15 protein-coding genes are annotated in these 12536 nt (G+C 43.8%); 2 read left to right on the top strand and 13 right to left on the bottom strand.

From position 1 onward, the window contains the following. Positions 1 to 28: 28 nt before the first annotated feature. The 3 genes from NCCP2331_RS13920 to metG form a co-directional block, all read right to left on the bottom strand. Positions 29 to 796 (bottom strand): TatD family hydrolase, encoded by a 768-nt coding sequence (locus NCCP2331_RS13920; protein ID WP_251671445.1) that lies wholly within the window; start codon positions 794 to 796, stop codon positions 29 to 31. 244 nt (positions 797 to 1040) lie between these two features. Then, the gene (locus tag NCCP2331_RS13915; RefSeq protein WP_251671444.1) at positions 1041 to 1511 is read right to left on the bottom strand and encodes a peptide-methionine (S)-S-oxide reductase; all 471 of its coding nucleotides are present in this window, start codon (positions 1509 to 1511) and stop codon (positions 1041 to 1043) included. A 799-nt stretch (positions 1512 to 2310) separates the two neighbouring features. Beyond that, entirely contained in the window at positions 2311 to 4269 is a 1959-nt protein-coding gene (metG, locus tag NCCP2331_RS13910; protein WP_251671441.1) for a methionine--tRNA ligase, read from the bottom strand. Positions 4270 to 4570: 301 nt separating this feature from the next. On the opposite strand from metG, the gene NCCP2331_RS13905 reads away from it, so the two are divergent. Then, on the top strand, positions 4571 to 4846 hold the full coding sequence (locus NCCP2331_RS13905; RefSeq protein WP_153723277.1) for a transition state genes transcriptional regulator AbrB: 276 nt from the start codon (positions 4571 to 4573) through the stop codon (positions 4844 to 4846). Positions 4847 to 4902: 56 nt separating this feature from the next. Here the strand turns inward: NCCP2331_RS13905 and rsmI are convergent, their stop codons facing one another. From rsmI to NCCP2331_RS13855, 10 genes are all read right to left on the bottom strand, one after another. Next, a complete protein-coding gene (gene rsmI, locus NCCP2331_RS13900; protein ID WP_376776826.1) occupies positions 4903 to 5778 on the bottom strand; it encodes a 16S rRNA (cytidine(1402)-2'-O)-methyltransferase in 876 nt (291 codons plus the stop codon). Next, positions 5778 to 6041 carry a GIY-YIG nuclease family protein gene (locus tag NCCP2331_RS13895; RefSeq protein ID WP_153723278.1) on the bottom strand — a complete coding sequence of 88 codons (264 nt, stop codon included), beginning with the start codon at positions 6039 to 6041 and terminating at the stop codon, positions 5778 to 5780. The genes rsmI and NCCP2331_RS13895 overlap by 1 nt, the downstream gene beginning before the upstream one ends. After that, positions 6028 to 6768, bottom strand: coding sequence for a tRNA1(Val) (adenine(37)-N6)-methyltransferase (locus NCCP2331_RS13890; protein ID WP_251671437.1), 741 nt, complete (start codon positions 6766 to 6768; stop codon positions 6028 to 6030). Before NCCP2331_RS13890 ends, NCCP2331_RS13895 begins: the two co-directional genes overlap by 14 nt. Positions 6769 to 6826: 58 nt before the next feature. Beyond that, complete coding sequence (gene yabA / locus NCCP2331_RS13885; protein WP_153723280.1) at positions 6827 to 7186, bottom strand: DNA replication initiation control protein YabA; 360 nt, start codon at positions 7184 to 7186, stop codon at positions 6827 to 6829. Between the two features lie 13 nt (positions 7187 to 7199). Continuing rightward, positions 7200 to 8027, bottom strand: a complete 828-nt coding sequence (locus NCCP2331_RS13880; protein WP_153723281.1) for a PSP1 domain-containing protein — start codon at positions 8025 to 8027, stop codon at positions 7200 to 7202. Next, a complete protein-coding gene (gene holB / locus NCCP2331_RS13875; RefSeq protein WP_251671435.1) occupies positions 8020 to 9030 on the bottom strand; it encodes a DNA polymerase III subunit delta' in 1011 nt (336 codons plus the stop codon). The genes NCCP2331_RS13880 and holB overlap by 8 nt, the downstream gene beginning before the upstream one ends. A 72-nt stretch (positions 9031 to 9102) precedes the next feature. Next, positions 9103 to 9540 carry a YaaR family protein gene (locus NCCP2331_RS13870; protein ID WP_153723283.1) on the bottom strand — a complete coding sequence of 146 codons (438 nt, stop codon included), beginning with the start codon at positions 9538 to 9540 and terminating at the stop codon, positions 9103 to 9105. A gap of 17 nt (positions 9541 to 9557) precedes the next feature. Next, a complete protein-coding gene (locus NCCP2331_RS13865) occupies positions 9558 to 9887 on the bottom strand; it encodes a cyclic-di-AMP receptor (protein ID WP_153723284.1) in 330 nt (109 codons plus the stop codon). Between the two features lie 88 nt (positions 9888 to 9975). Next, positions 9976 to 10617 carry a dTMP kinase gene (tmk, locus tag NCCP2331_RS13860; RefSeq protein ID WP_251671433.1) on the bottom strand — a complete coding sequence of 214 codons (642 nt, stop codon included), beginning with the start codon at positions 10615 to 10617 and terminating at the stop codon, positions 9976 to 9978. A 17-nt stretch (positions 10618 to 10634) separates the two neighbouring features. Next, a complete protein-coding gene (locus NCCP2331_RS13855) occupies positions 10635 to 12059 on the bottom strand; it encodes an aminotransferase class I/II-fold pyridoxal phosphate-dependent enzyme (RefSeq protein ID WP_251671431.1) in 1425 nt (474 codons plus the stop codon). A gap of 190 nt (positions 12060 to 12249) precedes the next feature. Between NCCP2331_RS13855 and NCCP2331_RS13850 the strand changes: the two genes are divergently transcribed. Further along, the coding region (locus NCCP2331_RS13850; protein WP_251671430.1) for a hypothetical protein at positions 12250 to 12536 on the top strand (287 nt) is incomplete at its 3' end.

Here is a 12536-nt window from a genome sequence, read left to right as displayed (position 1 = left end):
CAGAAACGCAAACCCAGTGACACTATACTCACTGTATTCCGAAAAGATGCATGGCATTTTCGGTTGTTTGCTTGCCGACTTCCTCCACAGACAATTCTTTTAGCCGTGCAATTTCTTCTGCTACAAGCGGTACGTATGAGGGTTCATTGCGTTTCCCTCTGTATGGATGAGGCGCTAAATAGGGCGCATCGGTTTCAATTAATAATTTGTCCAAAGGAATTTCTTTTGCCACTTCTTTTGGCATTCTGGCATTCTTAAAAGTTACAGGTCCGCCAAGAGATATGAGGAAATTCATGTCGATGCATTGTTTCGCAGTTTCTACGCTGCCTCCGTAACAATGCATGATGCCTCCCACATCGCTCGCATTTTCTTCCTGCAAAATTCGAACAACGTCCGCCGTTGCATCACGGTTGTGAATAATAATCGGCAAGTCTACTTCTTTTGCCAGTTGAATTTGCTTGCGGAACAGCTCTTGCTGAATGTCCTTTGGTGACTTGTCCCAATGATAATCAAGACCCGTTTCTCCAATTCCCACTACTTTCGGATGGACGGTCAGTTCCTTGATCCATTGCAGGTCGCTTTCCGTACAGTCAATTGCGTCAACAGGATGCCAGCCGATTACGCCGTAGATGAATGGATACTGATCTGCCAGTACCATCGCCTTTTCAATCGTCTTTCTATCAAATCCGACGACCACCATTTTTTCTACTTTTGCATCAATTGCACGCTGGATGACTTCTTCAACATCCTCTTCATATTGATCTGCATTTAAGTGGACATGTGTATCGATAAACATCTGTATCTCTCCTCACAGTATTCTCTATTCTAAGAGCAATCATTATGTCTTTCATCTCATTTGTATTACAAATGTGTAACAAACCTGCTTTATAGTGTGCAATTCGTATTACCAGATTGCACTAGTAAATCATAATTTATCCCGCATGTGAATTTATTTGCTCCCGCGAAAAATAGGAAAAAGACCCATGAAAAATAAAAACACCCAGAAAATGTCTGAGTGCTTTTATGACAGAAAAGCCTTTTTACGAATACTTATACAGCAGTTTTTCTGGTATATGACAATAATCGTCAGGATATCTGGCTAATCGGTCTTGATGTTCTTCTGCACTGCTCACATAGTTTGTGAGAGGCAACACTTCTACCGCTATTCTCTTATAATCATCTCTCATTCGGAGAAATGCCTGCGCTTCTCGTAAGTGTTCGGGTTCCCTGCTATAAATACCGGTCCGATATTTCTCTCCGACATCCTGTCCTTGTTTATTCACACTGTAAGGATCAATAATTTCGAATAAATAATCCATTAATTCCCTGACTGTTACGATGGCTGGATCAAATTCTGTCTTTACACATTCTGCATACCCGTCATAATCTTCCTCAAGTACTGGACTTGTGCCATTTGCCCTTCCTGCCTCTGTAAACATCACGCCAGGCAGTGTTTTTATAAATGCCTGTACGCCCCATAAACATCCGCCAGCAATATAGATCGTTTCCATAGACGCCCCCTGCAAGTTTTTCACTCATTTTACCACAAGCTGTCTTTACTTCTAAATAACACATAAAAAAGACGCCAATCCGTCTAAGAATTGGCATCTTTTATGGGTCTGTCCCAAAATCGGTTCTTGAAAACTTGTCATGTCTGTATTGCAAAAATTATGCTGCAGTTTAAACCTGCTTCGGCGCTGGGGGATTGCCTTACGCTATGAGCCAGCTGGCGAAGAACACGCCAGTTGTCTCATAACACCGGCCTACCCCGCAGTTGCGCCTTCGCTGATGTGGGGAAAGTATAACATGTTGCTTTTTTGCAGAGTATGGATTTAGTTGGTGGTGTTCCCGTTTCTCGACTTTGCAAATACATTCAACAGAAGAATCTAAGTCTTTGCAGAATGCTAAGTATTGCATGAAACGCCACACCTATTGTAACAGTCTCAGATATTATGCTCATACTGCTTACTCACATAAAAAGTATTAAAACACCAGCCAGTGTACCCTCGTTCCAGGCGGCGACTCTGGGAGGATCAGCCCGACAGGTGAGACAACTTGCGGGAGCGCAGCGAAATTAGCGTGCAGAAGAAACTCTGTATTGCCTTAATTTCCGCAAAGAGCGCAGAAATACGGCAAAGCGAACCCTTCGCTGTTCGCTTGGCTCACCGCGGGCCCGCAAGACACGCGTCCGCCTGGAACGCAGGGAAACGGTATCCTCCCATTTACCATCCTATTCTGCGCAATCTCATCTCAAACTGCTCATTAAATTGATTATCAAGCACATGTTTTGGTGAAGAGCCTCTTTTATTATTATTTAACCTGCGCTCCGTTTTCCAATGAAGAATCCACGGTGGCAAGTTTCAGCACACCGTCTTTTTGACCGGCTAAAATCATTCCCTGGGATAGCTCGCCTCGTAGTTTTACAGGTTTTAAATTTGCTACCACAATGACTTTCATTCCTACTACATCTTCAGCTGCGTAATGCTCAGCGATGCCTGATACCACTTGGCGCTGTTCGTAGCCGAGATCGAGCTGGAGCTTCAGTAATTTGTCGGCTTTTGGCATTTTTTCACACGCCGTTACCGTCGCTACACGAAGTTCTACGTTCATAAAATCATCAAATGAGATTTCATTGGATTCCTCTATGGCTTCTTCAGGCTCTTCCTGCACTTCAGCCGGTGCCGTGATGGCCATTTGCTGACGAATGTATTCTACTTCCACTTCCGTATCGAGACGCGGGAAGATCGGAACCCCTTTATTGATGACCGTTGTGCCGGCCGGGATTTTGTAACCGTCTTCCAATGAATCCCACCCGAGTGATTCTGCCGGGAGACCCAATTGCTCCACCATCTGTTTCGGTGCATTCGTCATGAACGGCTGCAGCAACACCGCTGTATGATGCAGTGAAAGCGCCAGATGATACATAACGGAAGCAAGTTTCATACGGTCTTCTTCCGATTTCGCCAATACCCATGGCGATGTTTCGTCGATATATTTATTCGTACGGGAAATTAATGCCCAGACATCAGACAAAACGACACTAAATTGCATTTTTTCCATTGATTGCTCATATTTATTCACGGTTTGCTGAATCATTGCGCGCAGCGGCTCGTCAAATTCAGTTGCAGTGAGTCCTTCTGTCAAAATCTCTCCGTCGAAATATTTATTGATCATAGAAATCGTACGGTTCAATAAGTTACCCAGATCATTCGCCAAGTCGTAATTGATCCGCTCGACAAATGCTTCTGGAGAAAATACGCCGTCCTGTCCAAATGGAAGTTCACGCAGCAAGAAATAGCGTGTAGCATCCAAGCCATAGCGCTCAACCAGCATTTCAGGATACACGACGTTGCCTTTGGACTTCGACATTTTTCCATCTTTCATCATGATAAAGCCATGCGCGAATACTTTCTTTGGCAAAGGCAAATCAAGTGCCATCAAGAAAATCGGCCAATAAATCGTATGGAAACGGACAATATCTTTCCCGACCACATGCACATCTGCCGGCCAGTATTTACGGAACAGGGAGTCATCGTCTGTCATATAGCCAAGCGCCGTAATATAGTTCGTCAGTGCATCCACCCACACGTAAATGACATGTTTTGGATCTCCAGGCACCTTAATTCCCCAGTCGAATGACATACGGGATACGGACAAATCTTCCAAACCGGGTTTAATAAAGTTATTGATCATTTCATTTTTACGCGACTCCGGCTCAATAAATGTTGGATTTTCATCATAATAAGCCAAGAGACGATCCGCATACTTCTTCATGTTAAAGAAATATGATTCTTCCTCGACACGCTGCACGGGTCGTCCGCAATCCGGACAATTTCCGTCCTCCAGCTGTGATTCTGTGAAATATGATTCACAAGGCACACATTTCCAGCCTTCATATTTTCCTTTATAAATGTCTCCGTTATCGAGAAACTTTTGGAAAATCTTTTCAACTACTTTCGTATGGCGGTCCTCAGTGGTACGGATCAAATCATCATACGAAATATCCATCAGTTTCCACAATTTCTTCGCAGTATCTGCAATAGCATCTACATACTTAATTGGTGAAAGCCCTTCTTCTTCCGCTTTTTCTTGAATCTTTTGTCCGTGCTCGTCCATCCCTGTCAAAAAGCGGACGTCATATCCACGTAGCCTTTTATAGCGTGCCATTGCATCGGATGCAATCGTTGTATAAGCAGTTCCGATATGGAATTTTCCACTCGGGTAATAAATCGGTGTTGTGATATAAAATGTTTTAGATTGATTCTCCACACAAATTCCTCCAGATTAAATAATGTATAAATTCATTTTATCGGATATTGTACAAAAGTGCCATGTTCTCCTCCGCTAAAGCTTAACTCTATCATTTTCCCTTGGCAGTTAATGAAAAACAAATTGAAATTCCAGTCATTTCTCATTTTTTCCCTATCAAAAAATTAATAAAAATTATTATGGATATTTCGAGTTATGATGATTGACGATTATTGGAAGAGTTGGTATGATGTTTAATAGACAAGAGAATCATGTCGAATTTTGACGAATAGAAAACTAGAGTGTAGGAGGAATTCTTGTCATGAAATCTACTGGAATCGTAAGAAAAGTTGACGAACTAGGCCGTGTGGTCATCCCCATCGAATTGCGCCGCACACTTGGTATTGAGCAAAAAGACGCGTTAGAGATATACGTGGACGACGACAAAATTATCTTAAAGAAGTACATGCCGAATATGACATGCTCTATTACAGGAGAAGTGTCAGACGACAATCTTCGTCTAATTGACGGTAAATTGATTTTAAGCCCAGAAGGCGCAAAGCAATTAATTGAAGAAATTCAAGATAAAATCAATTAACGAAAAAGGATCCTGAGCGTATTTCCGTTCCGGGTTCTTTTTTCATTTAAAATTCATCAATCCACATGATACGCTTGATAGACATCACGCTTGCCCAGTCCTCGTGCTTCCGCCACTTCCTTAATAGCTTCTTTAGAACGCATATCCTGCTGTTCAATAACCCTTTCCACATGCTCTTTGATCGAAAGCTCTGTCCACCACTCTTCTGTTTCCTCATTCGAAGTCTCCTGATTTCCTTCCACTACTAAGCAAAATTCACCTCTAATTTCATTTGTATCCGCCCACTCTATTGCTTCCGCCAACGATCCTCTCAATAACTCTTCAAAACGTTTCGTCAGTTCACGTGCCATAACAATCTTTCGTTCATTGCCGAACTGCTCTGCCATATTTCGCAGCGTTTGCTTGAGCCGGTGGGGAGCTTCATAAAACAACAGCGTCTCTTTATAGCGCTGTAATTCAACTAGCTGTGCTTTCTGCTCTTTCTTCTGCCGCGGCAGGAACCCCCAGAATAAAAACGGCTGGGGCGTAATTCCTGACGCAACCAGTGCTGTAACAGCTGCGTTCGGACCGGGAACGGGAACGACTGCCAAATCATGTTCAATTGCCAATTCCACTAGATCAGCTCCCGGATCTGAGATGCACGGCATACCGGCATCACTGACTATAGCTACATCCTTCCCATTTTGAAGGTAATCTATAATCTTTTCGCCGGCATCCCGCGTATTATGCTCATGATAACTGATCATCGGTGTATGGATATCGAAATGATTACACAGTTTAATCGTATTGCGCGTATCTTCTGCCGCAATGAAATCTGCTTCTTGTAAAATTCGTACGGCGCGATACGTCATATCTTCCAAATTGCCGATAGGTGTGCCGACAATAAATAATTTTCCTGCAGCTGTTTCTTCGGCACTCTTTTGAGAAGTAATCATTCAATCCGCTCCTTTCTAATATACTGCTCTTTTTGTGTGCGGGTTAATGTCTTAAACTGGTACTCCGCTTGCATCGCTTCCCGCTTCGTTTCAAATACTTCATTATATATATAGCGCACAGGCAAACGCCCTCTCGTGTATTTGGCGCCCTTTCCTTCATTATGCACTTGCAGACGACGTTCTAAATCATTTGTATAACCAGCATAGTAGGAACCATCCTTGCATTCTAACACATAAAAGAAATGCTCACTCGTTTCCATACAGCAAGAGCCTCACTTCCTTTGTGTATTCACCGTCTTTCTGGTAGACATATAAAGGAGGAAGGATTTTCAGGTCCGGCTTTCCATCTTTAATTGCTTCAATTAGCAGTATATTCGCCTCTTTGCCTTCTTTGGGATAAACAAATTGAATGCGTTTAGGCTCCAGCCGATGCCGTCTCATTGAAGTGATTATATCCAGCAACCTGCCCGGGCGGTGCACAAATGCAGCTTTCCCGCCTTGCTTCAGCAATTCACTTGCAGACTGCACTGCCTGATCCAGTGTTAATTCGATTTCATGCCGTGCAATCGTATAATGCTCGCTTTTATTTCTGGCACTTGCATCGTTTGCCAGGAAATACGGCGGATTGCATGTTACTGTATCAAACTGGTCATAGCCGATCTTCTTGGCAATCCCGATCACATTATCCTGCATAATCGTCAGCTGATTTTCCAGTTTATTAAATGCCACACTCCGCTCCGCCATGTCAGCCAGCCGCTCCTGCAGCTCAACTCCAGTAATTTTAGCCTTGGTCCGAGCACTCAAAAATAGTGGAATCACACCATTTCCTGTACACAAATCCACCACTTTTCCTCCTCGTATCGGCATATAAGCAAAGCGAGCCAATAATACCGCATCCAATGAAAAGGAAAAGACAGAGGGACTTTGGATAATTCGCAAATCCTCTGCCAGTAAGTAATCCAGTCGTTCATCATCCTGTAAATTCATCCAGCATACTCCTTACTCAAAAGAAAAAGCCAATACCTAAAAATAGGAATTGACCTTCTCAACCGTTCTGTTTATTTAAAAATGACAGACAAAACAAACAATCTTCGCCCTTACGGCTGCTGCCGTAATGTACATTGCACACATGGAACCCTTCATTGTACAAACGGGCTAAATTATCAACGCCTTCGCCGACATCCAGTTTCTTCGGACGTTCATCTCGTGCGGTCTCTTCTATATTTTGTGTAATCTTATCGATTTCATCCAGACGCATTCGCAAATGATGATTTTCCAGACGAAGCGAGTGGTTTTCTTCAGTCATCTCTGCAACAAATCCAATGAGTTCCCTGAATTGTTTTTGCATGGAATCTAACTGTTGCTCAAATTCCATCACTCGATCAAGAAAGTTCACTTCTTTCAACTGTTCCACCTCATCATTTCGTCAATTGAGCCATTTCTTTTTGCAAATCCTCAATTTCACTCCACGCATATTCAAGCACTCTTTCAAATGCAGGCATATTCACTTGCAGTACACGTTCCAGTAAATTCAGTCCAACAACTTTTCCAACGCCATCCGGTGTCGCTACTTGTGTGCCGAGATCCGGCATCTGTACCTTCGCTTCCTCGTACGCGTCATTCTCATATTTCAGACAGCACATCAAACGGCCGCACAGCCCTGAAATCTTCGAAGGATTTAAAGAAAGATTCTGATCTTTAGCCATCTTAATAGAAACCGGTTCAAAGTCCCCTAAAAAAGTTGAACAGCATAACATTCTGCCGCAGGGACCTATACCGCCGAGCATCTTTGCTTCATCGCGCACTCCGATTTGCCGAAGTTCGATTCTTGTGCGGAAGATGGATGCGAGATCCTTGACTAAGTTCCTGAAATCAACACGTCCTTCAGCAGTAAAATAAAACACTATTTTATTGCGGTCAAACGTATATTCCACATCAACCAGGCGCATGTCCAACCGATGTTCTATAATCTTTTCAGCACAAACAACAAACGCATGCTCTGCTTCTGTCTGATTTTCTTTCACACGCTCCCGATCACTCTCATCTGCAAGACGAATGATCTTCTTCAATGGCAAGACGACATCCTCATCATCTATTTCATTACTCCGACTGGCCACCTTGCCATACTCTACGCCTCTTGCAGTTTCCACAATGACATAGTTGCCAATTTCAATTGGCATATCCAATGGATCGAAATAATATAATTTACCCGCTTTTTTAAAACGGACGCCTACGACTTTATACAAACAATAACCCCTCCTGCATAGTAAGCACCAATTGTTCCAGTAAAAGCGTACGATTCATATTTTGATGCAATCGCTTTTTTGCCTGCAAGACGGCATCTATTTTCACAGTTAAACTGCTATACGCATTTTTGACAGAGTGTCTAGTGAAGGTTTCCAGCTGATCAGGATAAGCAATAGTTCCATGCAATCCCGCTTTCACCGCAACAATATCACGGTAAGCAAAGAGAAGCAAGTCAATTCCTTGTTCACAATCGTTCTTTTCCTTCATTAAAGGCATCCAGTCTGTCTGGATGAACAGCAGTGCCTCACTCGGCGAACGCTGCTCAATTGCCTCTACTAATTTTAACACTAATTTCCGTCTCTGTACAAAGGAATCTTCCTGCGCCAATTCATATGCCGCTTCTATATCTGCCGTCATTAACGTTACCGTAGCTGCCATCGATGCAGTGATTCCTCTTTGAATGAGCTTTTCCATAATTTCTTCCCGATTCATCGGCTGCAATGAAATCCTCTGGCAGCGCGACTGTATGGTCGGCAGCAGTGAAGTATAAGAGTCCGTTAACAAAATGGCAGTCACTTCTCCCTCAGGTTCCTCAAGAAACTTCAGAAGAGTATTAGCCGCGAAACCATTCATACGTTCAGCGTTTACAATGACATAAACTTTGCGCCCTTCTTCAAAGCCCTTCTTCGCCATCACCTGAATAACATTTTCAATTTGTTCTTTTTTAATATCTTGTCCGTCTGGCCGGATTGTCTTTATATTAGGATGGTTCCCTGAATCAATTCGTTTGCACGAATGACATGTTTCACATGGAACATTTTCTTTCGGATCCATACAAAGCAGTAGTTTGGTGAAATGCTTTGCAATTTCCTCTTTGCCCGCTCCCGCAGGCCCGTCAAATATATAAGCATGGCCTATTCTTTTACGTCGATGAATCGCCTGTAAACGCTGGATTACCTGCTGCTGAGACTGCAGTGCATGATTTTTTATTGCTTCCGACATGCAATCCCTCCTTGCCGATTCTTCCTGGCTGTTGTAAAAAACCCCGTGCTACTCGGTTTGGGCAGCACGGGATCACGTATATAAGTTGATCAGAAGGCCTTTAATTTCTCCTATTTTTGCCAACAAATCAATCGATGATGATTCTTCATCCAATAAAGCTTCTGTCAGTGCAATTAATTTTTCATCAATAGTCTGAACAATTTTTAACCGGCGCCCTTCGCCAAATTGGTTCCACGTATGAGACTGTTTCAACTCAATACCGGAGTCTACTGCTTCCTTCAAGAAACGCTTGATCAGCATTTTGTACTTTGCCATGTCGCGCAGATTTCTTGATCTGGCCAGACGATCCCCTGCACTTGAAATATCTCCAAATAAACGGGTGATTTGTTCTCCCTGCAGGCGCGACTCCTGTTTTTCAACCATTTGCCCAAAACGTGCATTATTCGAGTGCGGCCGAAGCGGATCCGGCAACTTTTCCATCCCTGTACGATAGTCACCATTGACTTTCATCAGAGCTCACCTCAATATCAAAAATGGTGGAATTGTTCAATTGGCAAGACAAATACAGTGGCTCCGCCTACCTCTACCTCAATAGGATACGGAATATACGAATCAGCATTACCGCCCATCGGTGAAACCGGTGCAACCATCTGGTCACGTGAACGGCAGTTTACTCGAATTAAATCCAATGCTTTTGATACTAATTCATCTTCCACACCCATAAGGAATGTAGTGTTGCCCGCGCGAAGAAATCCGCCTGTACTGGCCAACTTCGTATTCCGAAAATCACTTTTAGTTAACGCGGAAGATAATCGGTTACTGTCCTGGTCCTGTACCACTGCTACTATCAGTTTCAATGTACTCTCCCCTTTTCCGATTTCTTATCTATGCAAGACACAAATTGAATCATGCCTATTAGTAAAAATAAGGTTCCTTCTTATTATATCATGAATCCTTGTGTAAGTTGACTTCTGAACTTACAATTTCCCAAACATTTTCGACTACTTGTGCCACAGGCATATTTGCATTAACCGTACGGACTCGTTCCCTGTCCTGTCTAATAACTTCTTGATAACCTTCGTAGACGCGCTGATGAAATTCCAGATTTTCAAGATCCAGGCGGTTTCGTTCTCTTCCTTTATCATTCCAAATACGTTCTAATCCCACTTCGGGCGGCACATCGAAAAAGATTGTGCAGTCCGGCATATGATTTTCGATCGCAAATAGGTTGATATTCAATACTTCCTCCAATCCGAGACCTCTTGCCACACCCTGATAAGCCAAAGAACTGTCAATAAAACGGTCGCACAGTACAATCTGTCCTTCTTTCAGGGCAGGCAGCACTTTCTCTACCAAGTGCTGACGCCTCGCCGCTGCATATAACAGCGCCTCCGTTTTTCCGTCCATCTCCTGATGATTTGAGTCCAAAATTACTTCACGTATCTTTTCGGCTATCGCGATGCCGCCCGGTTCACGGGTGACAGTCACTGTATGTCCCTGTGTTTTCAGCCTGTCTGCCACCTCATGCAATACCGTAGTTTTCCCCGCCCCTTCAGGCCCTTCAAAACTAATAAATAAACCGGTCACAAAAAATCTCTCCTCACCTATTCAATCACTGTCTGTATCCTCATTTTCTCCAAATCAATTGCTCCCTGAAAATGAGCGTCAGCGTTCACTAATTCCTGTAATTGTCTGCAGTGATCTTCTGTAATACGCTCTCCCGCACACAGCAGAGGAATACCCGGAGGATACGGTATTACCGCCTGACCCGCCACCTTGCCCGCCGCTTTTTTAAACGAAACCCATTTTGTTTTCATTCTCTGAAGTTCATCTATCGAGTAGACAACAGCCGATATTGGCAAAACTGCTTCCAGGACACCGACCTGAACCGCATTACTTTCTAATGCACTCAGTTTCTTGGCAGCAAACTTGAATCTATTCACTGCCTCAGACGGCCCTCTATTATGATTTGCCTTTACCAAAGGCAGCACCAGCAGAACTTGATACAAATCTGCCAGCTCCGAATAAATCCCCTGCTCCTCAAGTGCTTCCTGCACAGTAAAGCCCGACTGGCCTTTCACCCGAATAATCAGCTTTAGTAAGTCATCAGTTTCGACGAAATCTATATTGTCTATACCCCGCAGTCCCTCTAGTAGTCTTTGACGGTACAGCTGCAATTCTTCATAGTCTGTTTCTCCATAAGTCTCTGCATAATGCCTCGCATCATCCAACGAGGCCATCAGCAAATAAGACGGACTGCTCGACTGCAGCATATGTAAATAATGAGCAACCTTTTCTGTATTCACCAGGTCAGATCTAACATGTAAAAAAGAGGCCATCGTCATTGCGGGAAGTGTCTTATGTGCAGACTGAACAACCACATCAGCCCCTAAAGCCAAAGCACCTTCCGGGAATCCCTTATTCACAATGAAATGTGCTCCGTGTGCTTCATCTACTAGCACCGGCACATTATATGCATGACAAACGTCAATGATCTCTCTCATTTCTTTATTCGCCAGCCCGTAATACGTCGGATTCGTAAACACTGCAGCCTTCACGTCAGGAAAATTTATCAAAGCCGCCTTCACGTCAGCAGCTGCAACCCCGCTTGCCGACCGAGTCCGCTCATCCCACAGAGGAGACAAGAAAACCGCCTGCGCTCCAGTCAGCTCCAAAGCATGAAACACAGACTTATGTGCATTTCGCTGCACCAGAACAGTATCTCCCCTGCCGACTGTCGCATACAGCATAGCCAAATTTCCAACAGTGGACCCGTTAACCAGGAAAAAGCTTTGATCACTATGATACAACTTGGCGAGTTTCTCTTCCGCCTTTAATATAGCTTCCGCAGGCTCATGAAGATCATCCAGCCCTGTCAGCTCTGTGACATCATAAGACAAGGCATTTCGCAATTCCATAGGCAGACCGGACAACTCACCATTCTTATGACCCGGCACATGAAAGGATACAGGCTGCTTCGCACGGAAACCTTCTAATGCTTGTATCAATGGCCGATCCTCATAACTCATCCGCAAAGCACTCCTTTTCTTTTACTAAGTATAACGCAGCGACTCCATACAGCCAACTCTCCTTTAATTACTTTATAAACAGAGTACTAATGAAAGTAAAAGTTGCAATTGCTATGCACAGTCTATTATCAGGGACGTTTATGCCCTGTACATCAAGGCAGATACGTAACTCGCAAAGTTGATTTGATAAGTGAATCAAACAAGCCGTTCAACGAAACAATCTACATTGTCGCCGAACCAATCCAGCCGATTACCGCGCTATTATCCCATATCTACGAACCATACACCTCTCCCACCGAACCAATATCACGGCCAGCCGAGCCAACGAAAAACTGCTTCAGGTTTCCGACGCAAGAGAACGGGTGATTTATCTCTCCATGAGCACAGCGGCAAGGTGTATGATCAAGTACGACAGGTCCATGATCATTGGCAGGGAGAGAATGAGCACGAGCGCAGGGTGTATGATCAGCGGTCAGA

It is taken from the genome of Sporosarcina sp. NCCP-2331 (assembly GCF_023707945.1).
Taxonomy (GTDB): Bacteria; Bacillota; Bacilli; order Bacillales_A; family Planococcaceae; genus Sporosarcina; species Sporosarcina cascadiensis.
The sequence above is the reverse complement of the archived record's forward strand: the minus strand, read 5'-3'. Positions and strand labels throughout refer to the sequence as shown.

Bases quoted from the DNA above. Each gene is read 5' to 3' on its own strand.
- NCCP2331_RS13920 (WP_251671445.1), bottom strand. From the start codon at position 796: ATGTTTATCGATACACATGTCCACTTAAATGCAGATCAATATGAAGAG.
- NCCP2331_RS13915 (WP_251671444.1), bottom strand. From the start codon at position 1,511: ATGGAAACGATCTATATTGCTGGCGGATGTTTATGGGGCGTACAGGCA.
- NCCP2331_RS13905 (WP_153723277.1), top strand. From the start codon at position 4,571: ATGAAATCTACTGGAATCGTAAGAAAAGTTGACGAACTAGGCCGTGTG.
- NCCP2331_RS13895 (WP_153723278.1), bottom strand. From the start codon at position 6,041: ATGGAAACGAGTGAGCATTTCTTTTATGTGTTAGAATGCAAGGATGGT.
- NCCP2331_RS13890 (WP_251671437.1), bottom strand. From the start codon at position 6,768: ATGAATTTACAGGATGATGAACGACTGGATTACTTACTGGCAGAGGAT.
- holB (WP_251671435.1), bottom strand. From the start codon at position 9,030: ATGTCGGAAGCAATAAAAAATCATGCACTGCAGTCTCAGCAGCAGGTA.
- NCCP2331_RS13870 (WP_153723283.1), bottom strand. From the start codon at position 9,540: ATGAAAGTCAATGGTGACTATCGTACAGGGATGGAAAAGTTGCCGGAT.
- NCCP2331_RS13855 (WP_251671431.1), bottom strand. From the start codon at position 12,059: ATGAGTTATGAGGATCGGCCATTGATACAAGCATTAGAAGGTTTCCGT.